This window comes from Paenibacillus sp. J31R30, assembly GCF_059692115.1.
Genome location: NZ_JCAUAV010000003.1, coordinates 835,387 through 855,932 on the forward strand (window position 1 = coordinate 835,387; position 20,546 = coordinate 855,932).

Annotated in this window: 22 protein-coding genes and 1 pseudogene; 21 read left to right on the forward strand and 2 right to left on the reverse strand. The window is 43.8% G+C overall.

Annotation, left to right across the window (positions count from 1 at the left end; translation table 11 throughout):
* Positions 1–2: 2 nt before the first annotated feature.
* The 4 genes from AC58QO_RS15620 (at position 3) to AC58QO_RS15635 (ending at position 4,130) form a co-directional block, all read left to right on the forward strand.
* On the forward strand, positions 3–1,391 hold the full coding sequence (locus AC58QO_RS15620; protein WP_497266970.1) for a Na+/H+ antiporter NhaC family protein: 1,389 nt from the start codon (positions 3–5) through the stop codon (positions 1,389–1,391).
* Entirely contained in the window at positions 1,391–1,984 is a 594-nt protein-coding gene (locus AC58QO_RS15625; RefSeq protein WP_497266972.1) for a YdeI/OmpD-associated family protein, read from the forward strand. Before AC58QO_RS15620 ends, AC58QO_RS15625 begins: the two co-directional genes overlap by 1 nt.
* Position 1,985: 1 nt before the next feature.
* Positions 1,986–2,519 (forward strand): DinB family protein, encoded by a 534-nt coding sequence (locus AC58QO_RS15630; RefSeq protein ID WP_497267505.1) that lies wholly within the window; start codon positions 1,986–1,988, stop codon positions 2,517–2,519.
* Between the two features lie 243 nt (positions 2,520–2,762).
* Positions 2,763–4,130, forward strand: coding sequence for an MFS transporter (locus tag AC58QO_RS15635; protein WP_497266973.1), 1,368 nt, complete (start codon positions 2,763–2,765; stop codon positions 4,128–4,130).
* Between the two features lie 166 nt (positions 4,131–4,296).
* On the opposite strand, the gene AC58QO_RS15640 is transcribed toward AC58QO_RS15635, so the two are convergent.
* Positions 4,297–5,076, reverse strand: a complete 780-nt coding sequence (locus AC58QO_RS15640) for a hypothetical protein (RefSeq protein ID WP_497266975.1) — start codon at positions 5,074–5,076, stop codon at positions 4,297–4,299.
* A gap of 240 nt (positions 5,077–5,316) precedes the next feature.
* Here AC58QO_RS15640 and AC58QO_RS15645 point away from each other — a divergent pair, with 240 nt between their 5' ends.
* From AC58QO_RS15645 to AC58QO_RS15670, 6 genes are all read left to right on the forward strand, one after another.
* The gene (locus AC58QO_RS15645; protein WP_497266977.1) at positions 5,317–6,063 is read left to right on the forward strand and encodes a phytanoyl-CoA dioxygenase family protein; all 747 of its coding nucleotides are present in this window, start codon (positions 5,317–5,319) and stop codon (positions 6,061–6,063) included.
* A gap of 129 nt (positions 6,064–6,192) precedes the next feature.
* Positions 6,193–7,041 carry an AraC family transcriptional regulator gene (locus AC58QO_RS15650; protein WP_497266979.1) on the forward strand — a complete coding sequence of 283 codons (849 nt, stop codon included), beginning with the start codon at positions 6,193–6,195 and terminating at the stop codon, positions 7,039–7,041.
* Positions 7,042–7,188: 147 nt separating this feature from the next.
* Positions 7,189–8,268: a mandelate racemase/muconate lactonizing enzyme family protein gene (locus AC58QO_RS15655; protein WP_497266981.1), complete on the forward strand. Its 1,080-nt coding sequence runs from the start codon at positions 7,189–7,191 to the stop codon at positions 8,266–8,268.
* A gap of 160 nt (positions 8,269–8,428) precedes the next feature.
* Positions 8,429–9,130, forward strand: a complete 702-nt coding sequence (locus AC58QO_RS15660) for an FHA domain-containing protein (protein WP_497266983.1) — start codon at positions 8,429–8,431, stop codon at positions 9,128–9,130.
* A gap of 19 nt (positions 9,131–9,149) precedes the next feature.
* Positions 9,150–10,442 carry a UDP-N-acetylglucosamine 1-carboxyvinyltransferase gene (gene murA / locus AC58QO_RS15665; RefSeq protein WP_497266985.1) on the forward strand — a complete coding sequence of 431 codons (1,293 nt, stop codon included), beginning with the start codon at positions 9,150–9,152 and terminating at the stop codon, positions 10,440–10,442.
* A 31-nt stretch (positions 10,443–10,473) separates the two neighbouring features.
* On the forward strand, positions 10,474–10,878 hold the full coding sequence (locus AC58QO_RS15670; RefSeq protein WP_497266987.1) for an NUDIX hydrolase: 405 nt from the start codon (positions 10,474–10,476) through the stop codon (positions 10,876–10,878).
* A 111-nt stretch (positions 10,879–10,989) separates the two neighbouring features.
* On the opposite strand, the gene AC58QO_RS15675 is transcribed toward AC58QO_RS15670, so the two are convergent.
* Positions 10,990–11,478, reverse strand: a complete 489-nt coding sequence (locus tag AC58QO_RS15675; protein WP_497266989.1) for a hypothetical protein — start codon at positions 11,476–11,478, stop codon at positions 10,990–10,992.
* A gap of 261 nt (positions 11,479–11,739) precedes the next feature.
* Between AC58QO_RS15675 and AC58QO_RS15680 the strand changes: the two genes are divergently transcribed.
* From AC58QO_RS15680 to AC58QO_RS15730, 11 genes and pseudogenes are all read left to right on the forward strand, one after another.
* The gene (locus AC58QO_RS15680; RefSeq protein WP_497266991.1) at positions 11,740–12,483 is read left to right on the forward strand and encodes an LbetaH domain-containing protein; all 744 of its coding nucleotides are present in this window, start codon (positions 11,740–11,742) and stop codon (positions 12,481–12,483) included.
* A gap of 153 nt (positions 12,484–12,636) precedes the next feature.
* Entirely contained in the window at positions 12,637–13,092 is a 456-nt protein-coding gene (locus AC58QO_RS15685; protein WP_497266993.1) for a pentapeptide repeat-containing protein, read from the forward strand.
* Positions 13,093–13,229: 137 nt separating this feature from the next.
* Positions 13,230–13,391 (forward strand): hypothetical protein, encoded by a 162-nt coding sequence (locus AC58QO_RS15690; RefSeq protein WP_497266995.1) that lies wholly within the window; start codon positions 13,230–13,232, stop codon positions 13,389–13,391.
* A gap of 140 nt (positions 13,392–13,531) precedes the next feature.
* Positions 13,532–14,323 (forward strand): hypothetical protein, encoded by a 792-nt coding sequence (locus AC58QO_RS15695; RefSeq protein ID WP_497266997.1) that lies wholly within the window; start codon positions 13,532–13,534, stop codon positions 14,321–14,323.
* Between the two features lie 85 nt (positions 14,324–14,408).
* A complete protein-coding gene (locus tag AC58QO_RS15700; protein WP_497266998.1) occupies positions 14,409–15,746 on the forward strand; it encodes a DUF2252 domain-containing protein in 1,338 nt (445 codons plus the stop codon).
* Positions 15,747–15,818: 72 nt separating this feature from the next.
* Entirely contained in the window at positions 15,819–16,388 is a 570-nt protein-coding gene (locus AC58QO_RS15705) for a 5' nucleotidase, NT5C type (RefSeq protein WP_497267000.1), read from the forward strand.
* 213 nt (positions 16,389–16,601) lie between these two features.
* A complete protein-coding gene (locus AC58QO_RS15710; protein ID WP_497267002.1) occupies positions 16,602–17,402 on the forward strand; it encodes a class I SAM-dependent methyltransferase in 801 nt (266 codons plus the stop codon).
* 80 nt (positions 17,403–17,482) lie between these two features.
* Positions 17,483–17,656 (forward strand): annotated as a pseudogene (locus AC58QO_RS15715) (small acid-soluble spore protein H); the annotation flags it as partial.
* A 245-nt stretch (positions 17,657–17,901) separates the two neighbouring features.
* The gene (locus AC58QO_RS15720) at positions 17,902–18,696 is read left to right on the forward strand and encodes a sporulation protein (RefSeq protein ID WP_497267004.1); all 795 of its coding nucleotides are present in this window, start codon (positions 17,902–17,904) and stop codon (positions 18,694–18,696) included.
* A 107-nt stretch (positions 18,697–18,803) separates the two neighbouring features.
* A complete protein-coding gene (locus AC58QO_RS15725) occupies positions 18,804–19,307 on the forward strand; it encodes a GNAT family N-acetyltransferase (protein ID WP_497267006.1) in 504 nt (167 codons plus the stop codon).
* 81 nt (positions 19,308–19,388) lie between these two features.
* On the forward strand, positions 19,389–20,330 hold the full coding sequence (locus AC58QO_RS15730) for an RNA polymerase sigma factor (protein ID WP_497267008.1): 942 nt from the start codon (positions 19,389–19,391) through the stop codon (positions 20,328–20,330).
* Positions 20,331–20,546: the final 216 nt, after the last annotated feature.

Here is a 20,546-nt window from a genome sequence, read left to right on the forward strand (position 1 = left end):
ACATGCGATTTAGCCCATTCCAACTTAGCATCACGATACTTACCACGATAGTAGGTCTGGGTGCCGCGTATTTGTTTCACATTCCGTTGGCTATTGGATTTGTATTCGGTTTAGGTGTATTGATTGCTCTAACATTGCTGCAAGGTGTGTCTGTAAGGACACTTGTGCACAGTATGAAAACTGGCATGCTGCATACCAAGGAAGTAATGTTTATTTTAATGCTCGTTGGTTTCTTAATCCCTGCATGGACGGCTAGTGGGACCATTCCTTATCTCATTGATACAGGATTAGGGCTGCTTGATCCCGCTTATTTTGTTAGCTTTTCATTTGTATTCGCAGCAGGCATATCCCTGATTTTAGGCACGTCTACGGGTGCACTAAGTACAGTAGGTATACCGCTAATAGGGATGGGAGCTCTGTTACATATTCCACTCCCGCTTGTAGCAGGCGCACTTGTATCCGGCGCATTTGTCGGAGACCGAACATCGCCATTTTCGAGCGCAAATCAGCTTGTCGCTTCATCGACCGGTATGACGGTCAAAGGGCAATTCCGGTATTTGCTGCCAACGACGCTTTTAGCCTTCGGAACCGCGCTCGCATTCTTTGTGATACAGGATGTACAAGGGGATTGGAACGGCGCTTTACCGCTTGTCAGTGCGTCGAATAGCTCGATCATCTCGGTTGATTATGCGACTCACTTTCATTACAGTCTCTGGCTTTGGCTGCCGGTTGCAGTGCTTCTAGGAACAATCCTGCTGCGATTCAAAACCCGGCATGGGTTCATCCTATCCATTGGTATCAGTATTGTGCTGGGAACGCTTCTTCAAGGTGTCGATGCCTTCCAATGGCTGCAATATTTGTGGAATGGGTATTCTGCAGAGCAGCTGCCATCCTTGCACAGCAAAGGGGTGTCCAGCATGATTGGGTTAATTGTCTTGATCGCACTTGCTGGCGCCTACAACGGTATTTTGGAAGAAACAAAAGTGATGCAGCCTTATATGATTAGCTTGTTCGGGACGTCCTCATCGCTAGGCACGGCTACTGTTCGTACCGTCATATTCGGACTGGCCCTAGCGTTGCTAGCATGCACACAGACACTTCCAATCATGATGACTGGACGCAATTTGCTGCCGCTGTGGGAGCGCAAATTTCCCAAAGGGCATCTATCCCGCGTAGTGGCAGATGCACCACTTATTTTATCTGCTATGGTGCCTTGGAACTTGCTAGCTATCCTGTGTGCAACGATTGTAGGGGTCCCTGTTGAAAGTTATGTAGGCTACGCGGTATTCCTTTGGACGCTTCCTCTGTATACATTCATCGTTTCCTATATACTGGATAGAAAGAAGAGTAAGATTTATCAAAAAAGAAATATGGAAGAGGAGTGTTCTTGATGACATCTAGCAGCATGAGTCGTAAAGTTGATGGATTTTTAAATAAAGAAAAAAAGTGGAAAGAGGAATTTGAGAAATTGAGAAGTATCGTCCTTGACTGTGAGTTGACGGAAGATTTTAAGTGGATGCATCCGTGTTACACATTTCAGGATAAAAATGTCGTTTTAGTACATGGATTTAAAGAATACTGTGCGCTTCTGTTTCACAAAGGGGCCTTGTTAAAGGATCCCGATGGTATTCTAATTCAACAAACAGAAAATGTACAAGCAGCGCGCCAGATTCGGTTCACCGATGTTCGGGAAATCATTGCTCTGGAAAAAGTATTGAAAGACTATATTTATGAAGCCATTGAAGTTGAAAAATCCGGATTGGAAGTTACTTACAAAAAGACAACGGAATACGCGATTCCTGAAGAATTTCAAACTAAATTAGATGAAATCCCTGCCTTGAAAACGGCTTTTGAAGCATTGACGCCAGGCAGGCAAAGAGCTTATCTATTTCATTTTGCTGAACCGAAACAATCCAAGACTCGAGTAGCTAGAGTCGAAAAATATATGGAGCAAATTCTTGCATGGAAAGGAATAAATGATTAGTATGCTAAACATGAATAATATCTATCTCATTTCAGATATACCAGGTTATCCGCCTCAAATTAGCCGGTTACTGTCAATGATGAATTATGCAAGATATATTACTTTAGAATCTACGAAAAATTTATCTGTGCAGCAATTGGATTTCTTATTAGATGCTGAAAGCAATTCAATAGGCGCATTGTTGATGCATTTCGCGGGGGTAGAATACGCCTATCAAGTGGAAACTTTCGAAAAAAGAGAATTGAATGAGGAAGAGATGTCGATCTGGGGAGCAGCTCTTGATCTCGGTAAAGAAGGTCGGGAAAAGATTAGAGGAAATGATTTAAACTTCTATGTAAATAAATTAAATGAAGTCCGAGATCGAACGTATGAATTATTCAAAACCGTGGATGATGACTGGTTATACAAAGAAGAAGATTTCTGGTATAACAAAAAAGCTAATCATTATTTCATGTGGTTTCATGTTCTAGAAGATGAAATCAATCATCGCGGGCAGATCAATTTGATTAAGAAAAGGGCACTTGTCGCCAACTAATTGAACTGCGGTAGGTTATTCGTTGTGCGAGGTAACAAGAACATACAAGGAGTGAGGCCGCATGTTTGCGGCTCTTTTCATTTTAACAAGAGGGTGAGATGCACTACGTATCACTTATGTGATAAGATTATTGCCTTTACCTATAAAGATAATATGAATAATATATTAGACCAATAGAGGTATTGGATATATGCTGAACTAAGTAATATCCGTATCCAATAACTTGAAAATCGAGGTGACATCATGTCGCTCAAACAGACCACGATCAAACGAAAAGAAATGCTGCTTATTACTGCAGTTGCTTTGGGTACTTTGCTTAATCCGCTCAATACGACGATGATTTCAGTCGCTTTGGCCCGGTTACAGGAGGATTTCCAGCTAACATTTGCCGACGTATCATGGCTAATCTCTACCTATTATTTGGTTAGCGCGATCGGTCAGCCACTCATGGGCAAGTGGAGCGATTTGTTCGGCCGCAAAAAAGTGTTTATGCTTGGGCTGCTCCTCGTCACTTTGTCGTCGAGTCTTGCTCCGCTGTCTCCCAGCTTCGGGTGGCTGATCGGATTTCGGATTATTCAGGCCTTAGGCAGTTCAGCTTTGTTTCCGTCCGGCATGGGGATGATACGTAGTCAAATCACTTCCAATCAAGCGAAGGCGCTTGGCATCATTTCGATCTTCTCCAGCACTTCTGCTGCATTCGGTCCTTCGCTTGGCGGATTACTATTGCACTACGGAGATTGGCCACTCATTTTCCTTTGCAACTTTCCATTTATTATTGCTTCATTTTTGCTCGCGTGGAAACTATTCCCGAGTGATCCTAAAGCCACCGGAAGCGCGGCTGATATGGATTGGCGAGGGGTAGCGTTATTTTCTGCAACCATATTCATGTGGCTGTTGTTTTTCCTATCGCTGATTGATGGGTTAAGCCTATGGAAGCTCATAGTCAGCGCGGGATTGTCGTACTGGCTTTACCGATATGAGCTCGGTCAAAGCAAGCCGTTCATCAATGTTGCTTTTTTACGGAAAAATATGAATGTTACCCGTATCTACGCGCAGTTTATTTTGACGAATATCGCGTTTTATTCCATTATGTTTGGTATTCCATCTTACTTGCAGAGCGTGCAGAAGATGGATCCGCAGAAGACGGGCCTTGTTATGTTGTCTATCGCCGGCTTAAGCGTGCTTGTTACCCCGCTTGTCAGCCGCTGGATTGACAGGAGCGGATCCAAACCGCCATTGATCACCGGAACGGTATTAGTCGTTTGGGGAAGCTTGCTGCTATTGCTCATACAGGACCAAGCAAGTTCGGTCACGATCTTTCTTGTTCTTTGCGTGCTAGGGATCGCCAACGGCTTTAACAATTTGGGGATGCAGACTGCGCTTTACGATTTTGTAACCAAAGAAGAGACCGGCATTGCCTCAGGACTTTTCATGACTTCCCGGTTCATCGGAACAATACTCTCTTCGAGCCTACTCGCGTCGCTCTTCGGTAAGCACATTACGACCCCGCATCTGCACAGTATGGCGTGGACATGTGCGGGAATTGGCGTTTTGATGCTAGCTTTGACGGTGCGAATGCCCAGAAGGAACATGCTTAAAGCTTTTGAATGACATCGATAGAAGAAACTAGCGTTGAGGGGCTGCTATGTTAGCAGCTCTTTTTTTTGTATATCACGTTATTAAAATATTTTTACTACGTGCAAGTTAAAAAAACGAAGTGAGAAAGGCAACAATCCAGTGGATTGTTGCCTTTTCTTAACTAAAAAAGCAGCATGATCTATCTGTCGTAAACGATTTGGTTGAAGCTAGTACAGTCACGTAAAAAGTCAATAGGAGGTCCGATGCATGCTCTACCACTCAAGATCAGTCTGAAATGACCATGAGCAATATCTCCAAATTCCCCTCTAAGCGTCAATTCTGCAAGGAATAGACCAAATTCTCCGCCAATGCTAATTGTTGGATTTTTTAAACTTATCGTTTGAGATAAAACGGGTGCCCCAAACACTTTCAACGTGACTTTAATACTTGGTTCACTTGGATCAATATCTAAGTCTAGACCTAATCCATCGATTAATCGTACAGGAATACAAGTATGACCCGCAGGGCATGAGACAGGCGGTGGCTGAAGTAAATTATCAACAATACGTTGACTAAGAACTACGTTCCTACTTATTCTTTTAAGTTGGTTACTGATCATTCTCAAACTCTTTTTGATATCGGCCGTATATTTGGTACACGCTAAGAGACGGTCTACCATCTTTTGATTCATAAGAACATTTTGGTTGATGACCTTAAGTTGATTTAGAATTCTTTTCAAAGCATTTTTATCGAATTGTTTGCGAGAGAGAACAAGTTTAGTTCCAATCGTGTGCTGATTAATAAGAACTCTACGGTTGATAAGCCTTAGTTGTTTTCTAATCTGTAGCAAGAGCTCTTTTCTCGATGTCTGTTTAAATTCAATTATTGTCTTTCTATTAAGAAGAACGGCATTGTTAATAGCTATCAGTTGTTTTTGAATCCTTACTAAACTATCATTATTTGTTCTCTTAACTGACACTGTTAGCACCTCCTTTTCAATACAATAATATATGTGATATTTCATATTTTGATATAGGACAAACACTCAAATTAGTGCTGAGATTGAAAACATGATGGAACAATTTGAAAAAATCTAGTGAAGTAAGAAAATGTGGAAAAAACACAATGAAATGCTTGAACCTGTAAATTGAGATCGATGCTCAAATCCTTGATGATAGAGCTACAAGCAATTCTAACTTATTCATAGGGAGTGAGCGTCATGTTAAACACAGATCAGCTTAAGCAATACGAAGAAAAAGGTTATATCGTTTTTGAACATTTATTCAATGCGGAAGAGATTGATCGCGTCCGACAAATCATCGACGAGTTTGATGAAGAAACAGAGAGACAGCTGAAGGAAGTTGGGCAAAAAAATTGGAGCATCCCGAATCAGATTAACTTCACGTCGGGGTTGAACTTTATGCATCAAGAGATTCAGCGTTTTATCGCAGATGAGCGATTCGTCAAGCTGACAACGACTGTGCTCGGAGCTGATATCCGACTATATTGGGATCAGTCCGTATATAAACGTCCAGAAGCGAAACGCGATTTCCCTTGGCATCAAGATAACGGGTATGTGCCAACGGATCCTGTACACTATATGACTTGTTGGCTGGCGCTGGAAGACACGACGATAGAGAATGGATGCATCTGGGTGCAGCCGGGCACGCATCATAAAGGGCTAGTTGAGCATGTGAAGACGGATATCGGAAGGTTGTGCTATTATGGGGATGTGGAAGGGATTCCTGTTGAATTGAAAAAAGGAAGCATGGTCGCCTTTCATTCGCTCTTGTTCCACCGCAGTACGCCAAACCGCAGCCAATCGACACGAAAAGGGTACGTCATTCAGTACTCAGTTGACGGTGCTAAGCATCCAGATACAGGTGTTATCTTCAAGAATGGGCCTGTTGTCGCTCGCGATGGCAAAGTCGCATATGAGAAGTTCCTCACGAAAGCGGAAGTTTGAGATGAGTCAGATGGGCAAGCAGGTTCGATGTTGTGTAAACAAGTTCCAACAGTTTGTTTATGGGCCAGTTCTGCAAGAGGAAAGTACATGAACACGTTCGATACAGGGGAGTAGGGTGAAGGCGGAGGAATGGGTGACGGTAAGCTAATGGATGATACCTGGCAGGTTCGGCTCTATCGGGTCGAGAATGCCGCCTATGATTCGATCGATTTGCAAAATCGCACATTTCCATATTGGTCCATCAGCTTCGTCAAAGAAGGTTATGTAGAAATCTCACATGGCGGGATCAGTCGGATAGCTCGTTCTGGACAAGTGATGATACATGCACCGGGCATTGCTTTCTCAGAACGGGCGACCGTACCCGGTTTCCATCAATGGCTCCAGTTAGAAGCCTATAACAGCTTCCATGTCGATTTATTCCGATTGTACGCGATTAGCGAGGTTGTGAGTTTGCAAGATCCGAGCGACTTCTCAGCAATCTTCGATCGGATGTTGCGTGCTTGGAAGAGAAAGGACTCGCCCTTCCAGGAGCTCGAGCTCTCGGGACTTGGACTACAGCTGATTCATCTGCTGCTCCAAAATTGGCACCGTGAAGGAAGCGTCCAAAGAAGCTTTCAGCCTAATAAAAACGATGAACGTTTGGACAAAGTAATTACTTATTTGCATACTGCTCTGAGTGAGAAAATCACGAGGAAGACTTTGGCGGAATTAGTCCATCTGAATCCGAATTATTTGGATAAAGTTTTCTCGGAGAAATTCCAACTGAATCCGATGCAGATGCTTCGCGAACTTCGCTTGAAGAAGGTAAGAAAGATGCTGGAAACTAGCGAATTTACGTTAATGGAAATTGCGGAGCAATGCGGTTTGGGAGACGCTCCTTATTTAACCCAGCAATTTTTTAAGCGTTTTGGCATAAATCCAGGGAAGTATCGCCAGCAAGTGCGGCTAGCCGACCAAACCTATTACAAAAGCCCTTGATATAAGGGTTTTTTTGTTTATCGAAGTAGGCAGATCTAGTTATAACTATTCAGGCATAGAATTAGCTTTATTAAGTATATCGTTAGTATAAATAGGCTTCACGGTAGGGGCAGAGAAACGATCTATTTTATTTAACAGGAGGTTACTATGAAAATCACATCTGTTAAAACGAAGCTTATCTCAGTACCATTCCCGACACCCATTCGAGTATCGACGTTATTCATTACGAAAAGAAATGCAATTATTGTTGAGATAGAGACGGATGAAGGGATTTCCGGAATGGGATATTTGCCAATCCTCGGTGTAGGCAGCGAAACGATCAAAACATGTATGGATCATGACATTGCCAGTTTGTTAATCGGTGAAAACCCGTTGTATCGGAATAAAATATGGGAAAAGCTTTGGTGGGCGCTAAACATGATTGGCCGAAAGGGAGTTGCGCTTTACGGGATATCAGCAGTGGATATCGCACTCTGGGATTTGGCCGGTAAGCTTCAAAACACGTCGATTCATGCGATGCTTGGACCGTATACGGATCAAGTTAAAGCCTATGCAAGCGCGGGATTCATGTCATTATCTGAAGGGGAGCTCGTCGAAGAAGCAGAAAGTTATATTTCTAGAGGATTTAAAGCGTTCAAGATGAAAGCAGGGTTTTCGGATTTAAGAATCGACCTTAACCGAGTGACCGCCGTTAGAAAAACGTTGGGGGCGGATATCGACATTATGGTCGATGTAAATCAGGGGCTTGATGTGGCAACAGCCATTCAGTTCGGAAGAGAGCTGGAAAAGCTTGGCGTATACTGGTTCGAAGAACCTGTTCCTGCAGATGATATAATTGGTCATTCGGAGATCGCCAAAGCGTTGGATATCCGGATTACTACTGGAGAGACCGAGTATTCACGATACGGGTTTCGTGACCTGATTGACAGGAAAGCCGGAGACATTCTGATGATTAACCTCAGAGCAGGGGGGATTACCGAGGCGCTTCGCATCGCTAATATGGCAAGTGCACATCGAATCCCGGTCACGCCTCATCTGGCGTGGGAACTTCAAATCCAGATCTTTGCCGCTATTCCCAATGGTGTCTACATCGAGTACATGAATTGGTACGACGATTTATTCGAAGAGGTTCCTCAGATCAAGGACGGTATGGTTACTGCTTGGAATCGCCCCGGGCATGGGCTGAAATTTCGTGAGGAAATTATCCGTAAATATGTTATTAATTAATTGTTGGCAGACAAAAACATTGTCCGAATCAAGTCCGCGGAAGTTTGCGGCGTTACTGAAATGTGAGCGAAGCGTCAGTAAGAAGTGATTTTATTCAGCCACAGTTTAGGGTACGATATATAATGGAAACATTCCCCAGACAGCAAATGGAGGTACGAAAATGGAAGAAGGTTTTGCATGCCTGTACGTCATTCGTGGAGAGCCTTACCGTTCGGGCACTTGTGTGAATCTGAACGAGGATGAAACGCTCGTCGGCAGGGTATCCAATCAGTTGACACCTGATTTGGCCTTTACGAATGCTTTTATTTCCCGACAGCATTTCGTCATTCGTAAGGAACAAGACAAGGCAGTACTTTACGATTTGGGGAGCCGCCACGGAACTGAGATTAATGGGGAACGGCTAACGCCGCACACCCCATATCCCCTAAACAATTTTGATATCATTAGGCTTGCCAAAGGAATGACCGTCCTCCACTTTTCTTATATGTTTGCCGATCAAACCCTTGAAATCGAACCGCTTAGCATGACAAGGCAGCTAGAAATTCCGGAATTGCCACTGACGATTCATTGGGAGAAAAGGGAGTGTGTGGTGGAAGGAAAGCGGATTTCGATGTCTGAAAAAGAGTATTTACTGATTCGTGTTCTGCATGAGAAAGTGAACCAGCTTGTTACACTAGAGGAAATTAAATCTAGAGTATGGCCGGAACGCTCGTTAGGTATGGAAAGCGTCTCGGATGTGTCGTTCGACGAATTGAATGCTTTGATATACCGAGTGCGCAAGAAATATGGCAAGGACACGTTTCTTATTAGTGCGGTGCGTGGGAACGGCTATGTGCTCGAATCGGAATTGATATCGTCATAACGAAAGTAGGAAACCATTTATGAAATATATTCAAGCGGAGTATTCAGGCCCATTGAACGGAAGTGTACATATACCAGGTGCTAAGAATAGTTCCCTTGCCCTGCTTGCCGCCGCCTGTCTGGCGGACGATATTGTAACGCTGGGAGGCATTCCGAACATAGATGATGTCCGTATTATTGGTGGGATCAGCCGAGATATCGGCATGGAGATGAACCAAGAGGGTACACAAGTTATCATCGACCCGCGTAGGATTCACAGTGCCGTGATAGACCCGGGCAAGGCTTCGAGCTATCGAGCGTCCTATTATTTTGCAGGCGCTCTACTTTCCAAATTCGGTAGAGTCACAATCGGATTCCCGGGAGGTGATGATTTCGTATCACGACCGATCGATCAGCATATCAAGGTGTTTCGAGCACTCGGAGCTCAAGTTCAAATCTTCAAAGAATACTACGTAGTCGAGGCAGCCGAGCTGAAGGGCGCAGATATTTACTTCGACACCATTACCTGTGGAGCAACGATTAATGCGATGCTGGCGGCTGTGCGGGCCAGAGGTCGGACACAACTTTTCAACGCGGCTGTGGATCCGGAAGTTGTTGATACGGCAGTCTTCCTGAACAGGATCGGTGCGAGAATTTATGGTGCAGGAACCGAACGTATCCGGATTGAAGGCGTCTCCTATTTAAACGGGGGAGCGCATGTAGCGATACCGGACAGGCTGATTGCGGGGTCTTTTCTGATGGCGGCAGGGCTCCAAGGGGGTCAGGTTACGGTCAAGGATGTCATCCCTGAGCATCTTGGTGCCTGCCTCGCCAAGCTGGAGGAGATAGGGATTCATGTGGAATGCGGCGAGAGCCACATTACGGCTTACGGTTCGGGTTCGCTCAAAGCAACGCGAATTCGTGCAGGCATGTATCCAGGCTTCGCAACCGATTTACAACAACCGATGACCGCGCTATTGCTGCTGGCCAAGGGCAAGAGCATCGTTACAGACCGAGTCTATCCGAAACGCTTCGCTCACGTGACTCAGCTTCGTCGGCTCGGTGCAGAGATTGAGCTGCGGCAAGAAAGTGCGTTTATCCGCGGAGGATTTCCACTGAAAGGCGGCTGGGTCCACGCTACTGATGTGCGTGCTGGTACCTGCCTGCTGCTTGCTGGATTAGCGGCCGAAGGCAGCACGTGTATTACAGGCGTCGAGCATATCGAGCGCGGATATGAGGACATCATTGGCAGCTTCTCATCCATCGGGGCCAAGCTCTCCATGCGTGAGTTGGATGCGCAAGTTTTGCCTGACTTGATCCAACTGAAAGTGTAGATCTATATGAAGCTGAGAACGAGGTGGTAAGGTGGATCCAAAGCATTTTGTTTCTGCGGCGACTATTGTGATCAATGAACGTAACGAAATATTATTAATTAAAGGTCCAATGCGAGGTTGGGAAATGCCAGGAGGGCAGGTTGAAGAAGGCGAATCGTTGAAAGATGCTGCGATCAGGGAAACAAAAGAAGAGAGCGGTTTAGATATAGAGGTAACCAAATTTTGTGGTGTTTTTCAAAATGTGAGTCAGTGTATCTGTAACACTTTATTTTTAGCGAGACCAGTCGGGGGAGTATTAACAACAACCCCAGAGTCTTTAGAAGTAGGATTTTTCCCAATCGAAGTAGGTTTAGAGATGGTCACCTGGAAAAATTTTAGGCAGAGAATAGAGCTTTGTTTAGATGAAGGGCATCATCCATTTTATATAGAATTTTGACTTCGACAGAGTAAAATTTATGTAGAAATTGAAAATACCAAGGAGCAGATTGCCGGACTGGCAGCTGCTCTTTATTTCTTTTTAAAGTAAAGCAAGGTAAAGGGCTATGAATCAGCAGTTGCCCTTGCAGTTCCTGTAGATGGCTTCGCCTTCCCTTAAGCACTCTATCGCCGGTCTGCCCCTGAGCCTGCAGGCAATGATGTATTGCGTTTCTGTTATACGGCATAATGGGATTCTAAGAAAGCAAGGAAGTGCCAACGCAACCGATTTATTCTTTTCGAACGCGTTCAACTCTTTTCCCAGTTTTCCAAATACCAGGGCCAGTGCATTGCTGAGCTCATTGATCATTTTGCCATTATAGACAAGGAATTGCCGCCGGATGCATTTCGATCTGCTCCCATCCTTCTTCGGTTTAACGCTACTCGAAGAGATAACCAAAGGTTTTCCGTTCAAGGAGATCTGCAGCACACCGTTCAAGTTGCCATTGGGTAAATGTTGGGTTTCTACTAAACTCACTTCTAAGAGGCCATCTTTCGTCTTGACTTCAGCTTCCGCTGAGAATATAGCCGTTCCCCCTACTTGTTTGAAAATAACCGCCATTCTAGTTCTCCTCCTATATTTACACATCCTTTCATTAAATGAAGGAGAAGGAGGATAGGAAACTGGTAAATGATCTATTTTTAATAGAAAAGGCTTACAACTAGGAACAATCAATTCCAAATAAGAATAAACATCAACTGACCAGGCTGTTGAGTAATCTCTTCAATATTTATTATGTCTACATTGAGTGGAGTTGTGACATTCGCCTATTTCCTGAATAGTTTAATGTAAGACATGGAGAAATTTTGTAGGAGTGAACGTATGAATAAGATCAAAAATCTTTGGAAACCACTTTCCACAAATAAGCTTAAAATTAACAGATACACAGGCGAACTACCCCGCGGACCTTATAACTTATTCGCTCGTTTCATTGGGCCGAATCCTATTACAACCTTCACTCCCGTCGAGCGTTTTCCTACAATTAATGACACTGCTTTTATCAGCCAGTATTCCAGCGTTATTGGTGATGTAACGATTAATAAAAATGTCTTTATCGCACCTAGCGCCACACTCAGAGCAGATGAAGGAACGCCTTTTTATATCGGTGATAATTCGAATATTCAAGACGGGGTCATCTTGCACGGAATAGCTCACGAACAAATCTTAGTCGGGAACAAAAAGTACTCGATCTATATCGATAACAGCGTCTCCATCGCCCATGGAGCCATTATTCATGGTCCTTGCTTTATCGGGGAAAAAGTATTCGTAGGATTCAAATCTATCGTCTTTAATGCCTATGTAGGTCATGGGTCATTCATATCGACCGATTCCGTAGTTACCGACGGAGTAAGAATTGCACCCAATCGATTCGTACCGCCTGGAGCGCATATTGATACGCAAGCCAAAGCTGATTCCCTGCGTAGAGTGCCGAAAGATCGAACTGAATTCGCTCGCGAAGTGCAACGTGTAAACCGGGAGTTTCCACATTCTTATAATCTATTGTTTGGTACAACGCGATGCTCCTGTGGCGTAGCTTATGACCCAGGATGCTTATTGAAGAAATGATGATTAATAATGAAGGGCTGCCTTTGAGGCAGCTCTTTTGTTATGTCTTTCAGAACCACGTTTACAGATAAAGGAAGTTAGGAATTTAAATCGAATAGTATATATTAGTTCAATCAACAGGCCTTTAAAATTAATTATGAAAGGATGTTTGCATTGTCACTTACTGAAAAGAAAGTAAAGGATTCAAATAATGGGCTGGAATTGCAAGATTTAAGAAACGAAGAGATAAATAAGGTTTGTTTTAAAGGGGCCACATTTAAATATAATGATATGAGGGACACTTCCATTGCTCATTCGAATTTTGTGAATTCGAAGTGGAATCATATTTATTTTTCGAATGTATCTATTAATAGTATTCAAATGGGAGGAACTATTTTTGAGAATATTGTTCGCCCATCAGCAGAAAAAAGTCAATTAAGTGAGGAGCCTGGAACAGACAATTGGGTAAACATCGAACCAGTAATTTTTAAAAACAGTGATTTGAGTACAGCTATATTTGACACATGTAATCTTACCAACGTGGAGCTCAAGAATTGCAATGTTGATGGCTTAAGTATTGATGGAATACTGCTTAAAGATTTATTAGAACTATATAAGAATAGGAACTAAGCGATACTTGTGGAGGCAGCATGAAGGTTTTTTTGTTTCCCAAGGAGAGAGTGTGCTAAAATATGGATAGGCAGATTCATACTCTGCGTATGCTAGCGAACAGAGATTTCCAAAATATTAATTTGGGAGGTTATCGTATGGATGATTATTTTGTGGTTAAGGATGGACGAATTGTACGATGGGACGGGCTCACACTAGGGGGAACCAAAATCCGTGCTGATGAGCTAATTGAGTCTTTTGGACGTAAGGCTCTTGAAGAAATTGAACGTTTTGGATTTTACACAATAAAGAAACCTTAACAAATTTCATGAAATTTGCTTTCAAATAATAAACTAAGGAGCATGCTATGAGGCAGCTCCTTTTTCGTTTATAAAAAGAAACGACTAGTAATAGAGGGTATTCTTGTTATAGTAAGCCATAAATTTGGGAGGTATTTCAATTGGAACGGATTAGCGAGCTTACATTTGTTTTCCCGCAGAACACGGAAGTGGAGCGAGAGTGGGGTACCCATTTTCGTAATCTACTGACATGTATCCCTCCATTTAGACAAGACAGCACGGCGTTGCCTCGAATTGGATATCGGTGGGAGAATGGGGCATTCCCCGCAATATATTGGAGCACTAGTGAAGACTCGGATAAACCTTTTCCGATCGGGTATGATGTTGAGAGTATGGCGTCCGTACATGAGGGAGCACTTTCGATGGAGCAACTATACAGGCGACTTGAAGGCAGGTTGATCGGAATGGATCACGCTGGCGTGAATTTACCTGTTGCTTCAATCACTCCATCGGATTGGACTGACTTGCTTTCGGAACTGGGAAAAAGGGCCAATCTGTATCGTTACCCAGGCGAGGACTGGCCATTCATCCTGCCAGCTGAGGAAGAGGAATTCGAGTCTGATATTACCAACTTCTCAGTCAAACGAACGCCTAAGTTTGAGCTTGTTTACGATAAGTATACGAACAGACCGATTTTTCAATTCGCTTTGGAGACAGATCTATCGAGAAAGGAGTCCGAGGCACTTTTCCCTGACCCGATAGGCTTCGCGATCCCAGGACTGGACGAGATTTTTCGATCCTTATTCATTCGTCATCCTTGGGAAAGGAAGATGGCCATCCGGTTCGATTTATATTATAAATCGGAAAGCTTAGCGTTGTCGGATTGGGAGACTGGGGAATGGCTGGTTGTGAACGGTGGACGAATGGTAGGAGATCCTCCTCTAAGCAAATAAACAGCAGCTGTGTTGACACGTTGTCGGCGCAAAGGCTAACATGGATAAATATACTATTTTTAATCGATATAAGGAGGGGGTGCGTATGAAGACGGAATTACTTACGGAACGCGTCCAAATAACGCAAAAACGGCTGCGCAAAGAGCTGCTTAGCAGCGTGCTCGACGAGTTCGACGGACAGTTAATGGGGCTTACCGAAGGAAAGCGACTGCAAAAATACGCAAAGATGTCGGGGAGCCCGTTTTCGTTTTTCCGGGGAAGCGCATATCTGTTTTATTTTGACGTCAGTCGGGAGTGGTTTCCTTATCACAGCCCGCAGGAGCGGCCTACGTGGATTCAGGGGGATTTGCATTTCGAAAATTTCGGGGCGTTCCGCAGCGAAGAAGGTCGGATCGTATACGATGTGAACGATTTTGACGAAGGATATCTGGGCTCTTATTTGTATGATTTGCTTAGGATGTCGGTCAGCGTAGCACTGGTATGCCGAACCAAGCAGATCGAAGAGGATGGTCAGAAGAATGCGATCACTACTTACTTGGAAGCGTATGTGAATCAGATTCGCCGGTTTGCGAAACGCAAGGAAGACCCACGCACGCTTGTCTTTGACAAGGACAAGACAGTAGGGCTGATCCGCAAGCTTTTGAAAAAAACGGAGAAGCGACTAGCTTCGCAATTTTTGGAGGATGTTACCACGCTGACGCGTACTTCAAGACGGTTTATGAATTCAGAGGAGATTCAACCGGCTACAGAGGAAGAGCGCCTGAAGCTGGAAGATGGCTGGCCAGATTATATGGCGTCGCTGGCTGAAAGTACTAAACGTCCTGACCGGTATTATGCAATTAAGGACGTGGCTGTGAAGCACGGCTCGGGTACTGCCTCTATCGGATTAGACCGCTATTACGTCCTCATCGAAGGGGATGGCGGCGAGCATGCGCTCGATGATATTATCATCGAGGTGAAAGAAGTTCGGGCCCCGGTTCCTGCGTATTTTATGCCGTTCAAAGAGTCATTCTGGACATATTTCGGCCATCAGGGCAAACGAGTTATCTTCACACAGCAGGCAATGCATCACAAAGCAGACCCATTTCTAGGTTATTTGACGATTGACGATCGTGATTTTTACGTACGGGAACGATCTCCCTACAAGAAGCGACTGAAGGTAGACAAGATAACGGGAACCGAAGACCTGATGCCAGTGTTGGAAACAATGGGACGGATTACGGCGAAGCTTCATGCGCGGGCCGATGCAGATATGGAGCACGGGCTGATCTCTTATCATAGCGAGGATGAGATTCATCGTGCAATCGGCGCTGATACGGACGCATTTTGCGATTATATCGCCAATTGGGCAATTTCTTACGCGCATCAAGTGGAAGAAGACTACGCCTTGTTCAAGGATTGGCTCGGCGAGCGGGAAGTATAATAAAGCACTTAGAGACGGTAGCCAGTGCATGGTTGCCGTTTTCTCATTGCACCATATATAGGGGGCGCTGCATTGCATATTGGAGTTGATTTAGACAATACAATTCTTGATGCCACTTCGTCATATTTACATTTTTATAATAAAGCTTCTGGTTTATCATTCACCTCCGAAGATGTTAACGATTTTTATTTTTACCGACTATATGGTTGGGACAATACAGAGAGAGAAAAAATTTACCATAAATACGGTCATGAAATTCATTGGAATTCTACACCTTTCCCAATGGCAGTAGAAGTTTTACGGGAATTGTTTTTACATCATGAAATCTCGATTATTACTGCACGTCCTGAACGGTTTCGAGACGTTACAATTGGTTGGCTTGAACATCACGAAATAAAATACCACAATATAGCATTTACTGAAAATAAACTACAAGCGTGTATGAACTCCAAGGTTGATTTGCTGATTGATGATGCTCCTCATTATGCCAATGAGTTTGCACTTCGTAATAAGCCAGTTATTTTATTCGAGCAGCCTTACAATACTTCTATTATCATGGACTTGGTGTATCGTGCGCCTAGTTGGCTGGAAGTGAATGAACTTATTACTGAATTAGAAACCTGTAATAATACAAAAGCCTGATAGCCTGTATCGAAAGTGATCTAAAACCATATCTCACTATTGGTGAAAGACCACTTTCGACTACGGGAATAAGTAGTATTACATATAAAGCACAGGCATACTGGAACGAGCTATCCGTATATCTTGTTATACATTCAGTCCTTCAAGAATAAATTCTTTTAGTCTGCTGCGAGCGGCTTGTCAAAGACAGATTATCAGAAGGGAGAATGATCCATGACTGATTATACGGAACATAACCGCGTGCATTGGAACGCCCGTACGGCCATTAATGCCGCCAGATACGATATCGCGGGGTTCAAGGCAGGCAAATCTACTCTAACCCCGATTGAACAAGAGGAACTGCGCGATGTAGCGGGTAAATCGTTGCTGCACCTCCAGTGTCACTTTGGTTTGGATACGCTCTCCTGGGCTCGTCTCGGTGCGCACGTTACCGGGGTAGATTTCTCCGAGGATGCGATTGCGATTGCCGAGCGATTGAGCCAGGAAACAGGGCTAGACGCACGTTTTCTCTGCACGGACATCTACGAGCTGCCCCAGGTACTTGACGATACGTTTGATATCATCTTTACATCAGGCGGTGTCTTGTTTTGGCTCTCCGATCTAGGTCGGTGGGCGAAGATCATCGCGCATTACCTCAAACCAGGCGGCATCTTGTACCTACAGGAGGAGCATCCGTTTCTCAATGTCTTTGATGATACGGCCGATGTGACGGACTTACACACACGCTATCCTTACTTTCACACGGAGCAACCACTTGAGATTGAGGGTCTCCTGCCATATTCTGATCCAGCGGCTAATCAGCGAAGCGTCGAGTATTCTTGGAGTTTCAGTTTCAGTGACATCCTGAACGCCTTGATCGCTGCTGGTCTGCGCTTGGACTATCTCCACGAGTTCAACCACGGGGGCAACCGACGTTTCCCGTTCATGGCTCAAGGCGAGGACGGACGGTGGCGATGGAATGACCCCGCCAACGATATTCCACTCACGTTCTCGCTGCAGGCGACTAAGATATGACAAGAGAGAACTCCTGAACGCATGAATACATCCTTTCACTTTTACAAATAATGTAACTAGTTCGTGAAGGAGGAAAAAAAATGAACAATCAACGCGCTCAAGAGATTGCAGTTTCACCTGCCATGGTTGATGTCACATATAATGGGACGCCAATCTACATCCAACATGTGGACGAAAAGAATGATACGGCCAGAATTTATCCACTGGATCAACCAGAAAACGAGCAAAGCGTCCCTTTAAGCAGTTTAGTCGAGAGCTCTCAAATGTTAGATATGGAAGACATCAAAATGATATGCCCATCGCCAGAATAATTGAAAAGAAATAAGGAAAAAGAAAGAGGATACCTCGGCGGTATCCTCTTTACTAATGTTACATGAAAGATTTCTATGAAAATTGTTATTCTTATGCGTTGATAGAGGTATTTTTTGCACGTTGTAGAACTGTAAAGCATTGGAATTATATCTATATGGGTTTTACTGAAACCGAGGGAGGATTAAATATGTCATTTTTTAAGAAAATGATGGCTAAAGTAGGGATCGGAAACATTGACATCGATACACAGTTCCATACAGAGGAGTTTGTCCCTGGCGAGTTGGTAGAGGGTGTCATTATAGCCAAAGGCGGCAGTGTACAGCAGAAAGTGGACAAAATCTATTTTCAAATTATGACCGAATATCTCAAGCCCGTTGAGAACGATTCGGAGCGTATGCAGAAAGAAACGGTTGTGATAGCTAATATCCTGTTGGGAGAAAGTATTGTTATTGAACCAGGGGAATCTATCGAAATTCCTTTTCATTTCGTGCTGCCGCATGAGACACCCATTTCAATTGGCGTAAGCCCAATCTGGATTCGTACAGGCATGGATGTGGACAACGCGGTAGATCCATCAGATCGTGATCATATGAATGTGTTGGCTCATCCGCACACTTCGGTTATTTTTGAAGCGTTGGAAGAATTGGGCTTTCATTTACATAAAGCAGAGAACGAATATTATCCGCAGCGCAATTATCACCTGCCATTCATTCAAAACTTTGAATTTATACCTTATCAAAATGGTGAGTATCGCAGTTCCGTTGATGAGCTGGAGCTCGTGTTCTACCCTGATGAGAACGGAGTTGAAGTCCTCCTGGAATTTGACCGCAGAACGCGTGGCTTTAGCGGACTGTTAGCAGATATGATGGACACGGATGAGTCCCATCACCGTTATTATTTCAGCTGCGAAGAGCTGGAGGAAGGCACGGAATCCGTGGCTGATCAGTTCCGAGGCATCTTTGACGATTTGTTGGATGTGTAACAGGTTTGCTGGGTGACAAGCGTATATATATTTAAAAGTCGCGTAGTTGCGGCTTTTTTGTTATAACGATATAAGAATTTGGAACAATGAGTCAGGAGGAAAGGAAAATGAATATTCGAGTTTTGGATGGTAACGATGCCAGGTTATATCAAGCATTACGTTTAAGTTCACTTAAAATCAATCCTGAGGCTTTTGGCTCAACTTATGAGCGAGAAGTAAATTTCTCACTTGAAACTGTCGTAGAGCGAATAAAGCCCACTAGTGACAAATTTGTACTTGGGGCTTTTGATGATAGCGGCTCACTAGTTGGGAGCGTAACCTTTGTACGAGACAGCGGTCTAAAAACTGCCCATAAAGGTAATGTTTATGGGATGTATGTGGCTCCTGTTATGAGAGGGCAAGGCTTGGGGAAGTTACTTCTGCTTGAACTCATTAGAAAAGCAAGAGATTGCGATGGGATAGAGCAAATAAACTTAGCAGTCATGTCTGAAAATGACGCTGCAAAAAAGCTTTACAAGTCTTTAGGGTTCAAGGTCTATGGTGTAGAAAAAAATGCTTTAAAGTATAACGGGAAGTATTTTGATGAGGATTTTATGGTTCTTAACGTATAATCAAAAAAAAAAAAGATGACCGTATGGTTTTCGACTTTCTACTCGTCTTATATAAGGAAAACTATTGTAGGAGGAGATACCTTGTCCAATCGTTATGATTCAATTATTGGAGAGACTCGAGCATTGAATAAAAAATTCGAGGAGTTGATAGAATCCCATCGTCAATCCCTATGGAGTTATTGCCGTTACTTAACGGGTTCTCCTTGGGATGGAGAGGACTTGTTTCAAGAAACGGTATTGAAGGCATTCGCAACAATGGCCCAAATATGGCATCCGCTCGCCTATAAATCCTACTTGTTTAGGATCGCCACTAATACTAGAATTGACGGGCTTCGAAAGAAGAATCCGATGGATGGCTATAGTGAACTGGACTCACACGATATTTCCGAGGCGCGCACGATTGATCCATTGGAAATGATTGAAGCAATTGAAGTACTCGTACAGCATCTGCCGCAAAGGCAAATCGCAGTTTTCCTGCTCATGGAGGTGTACGGTTTTACCGCAGCCGATGTAGCAGGCATGGTTCGAATGACAGTGGGATCGGTATATGCAGCACTTCATCGCGCAAGAGCAAATATTCACAAGTACCGTAATATACAAGCGGATCATCCACAAGAGGAGTTTAAAGAACCCAACGCATTATTGCTAAATACAGTGCTTCAGGCCATGAGAAGTGGTGATCCGGATAGCATAGTAGAGATGTTTGAGGACAGTATTCATAATGATGCAAATCCGGGCTTTCAAGAATATTCGAAGAAAGAGATGTTCGAAGGTTCCTTACAACATAGAGGTCCTGCGTTACATGTTTCATTGGAAATGTTGTGGGGCAAAAGTGTATTCGTTGTACTGGCTGAAACAGAGTTGGGGATGGCTCTCCACGATATTCGTGAATTTGACTTTGAGAACAATCGGATTGTGTATCACCGGGGATATTATTTTTGCAAAGAGTTGCTCCTCGAAGCAGGAAAAACACTAGGCTTGCCGGTGCAACTACAAAAAGGGCCAAACTTAGATTGGCGATAAGAAATTCACGTTGAAGAAAGGGTTGTTCCAAAGGTCATCATTGATGATTTTTGGAACAGCCCTTCTTGGATTGAACTTGCCTTAATAGATGCAGCTGTTCCACTTTTATTAAGCGAAAGGGAGTTTAGTTATAATTGATTTCTATAAGCAATGACTTGTAACATTTTGTTATGATTAGGGGAGTAACCTCATACTTAACAGGGCGAAAATATGCAA

What these genes read in the sequence shown, in the direction of transcription:
- AC58QO_RS15645 (WP_497266977.1), top strand. Translation starts at nt 5,317, where the DNA reads ATGTTAAACACAGATCAGCTTAAGCAATACGAAGAAAAAGGTTATATC.
- AC58QO_RS15700 (WP_497266998.1), top strand. Translation starts at nt 14,409, where the DNA reads ATGAAGACGGAATTACTTACGGAACGCGTCCAAATAACGCAAAAACGG.
- AC58QO_RS15655 (WP_497266981.1), top strand. Translation starts at nt 7,189, where the DNA reads ATGAAAATCACATCTGTTAAAACGAAGCTTATCTCAGTACCATTCCCG.
- murA (WP_497266985.1), top strand. Translation starts at nt 9,150, where the DNA reads ATGAAATATATTCAAGCGGAGTATTCAGGCCCATTGAACGGAAGTGTA.
- AC58QO_RS15710 (WP_497267002.1), top strand. Translation starts at nt 16,602, where the DNA reads ATGACTGATTATACGGAACATAACCGCGTGCATTGGAACGCCCGTACG.
- AC58QO_RS15690 (WP_497266995.1), top strand. Translation starts at nt 13,230, where the DNA reads ATGGATGATTATTTTGTGGTTAAGGATGGACGAATTGTACGATGGGAC.
- AC58QO_RS15720 (WP_497267004.1), top strand. Translation starts at nt 17,902, where the DNA reads ATGTCATTTTTTAAGAAAATGATGGCTAAAGTAGGGATCGGAAACATT.
- AC58QO_RS15680 (WP_497266991.1), top strand. Translation starts at nt 11,740, where the DNA reads ATGAATAAGATCAAAAATCTTTGGAAACCACTTTCCACAAATAAGCTT.
- AC58QO_RS15625 (WP_497266972.1), top strand. Translation starts at nt 1,391, where the DNA reads ATGACATCTAGCAGCATGAGTCGTAAAGTTGATGGATTTTTAAATAAA.
- AC58QO_RS15660 (WP_497266983.1), top strand. Translation starts at nt 8,429, where the DNA reads ATGGAAGAAGGTTTTGCATGCCTGTACGTCATTCGTGGAGAGCCTTAC.
- AC58QO_RS15635 (WP_497266973.1), top strand. Translation starts at nt 2,763, where the DNA reads ATGTCGCTCAAACAGACCACGATCAAACGAAAAGAAATGCTGCTTATT.
- AC58QO_RS15650 (WP_497266979.1), top strand. Translation starts at nt 6,193, where the DNA reads ATGGGTGACGGTAAGCTAATGGATGATACCTGGCAGGTTCGGCTCTAT.
- AC58QO_RS15675 (WP_497266989.1), bottom strand. Translation starts at nt 11,478, where the DNA reads ATGGCGGTTATTTTCAAACAAGTAGGGGGAACGGCTATATTCTCAGCG.
- AC58QO_RS15725 (WP_497267006.1), top strand. Translation starts at nt 18,804, where the DNA reads ATGAATATTCGAGTTTTGGATGGTAACGATGCCAGGTTATATCAAGCA.
- AC58QO_RS15620 (WP_497266970.1), top strand. Translation starts at nt 3, where the DNA reads ATGCGATTTAGCCCATTCCAACTTAGCATCACGATACTTACCACGATA.
- AC58QO_RS15630 (WP_497267505.1), top strand. Translation starts at nt 1,986, where the DNA reads ATGCTAAACATGAATAATATCTATCTCATTTCAGATATACCAGGTTAT.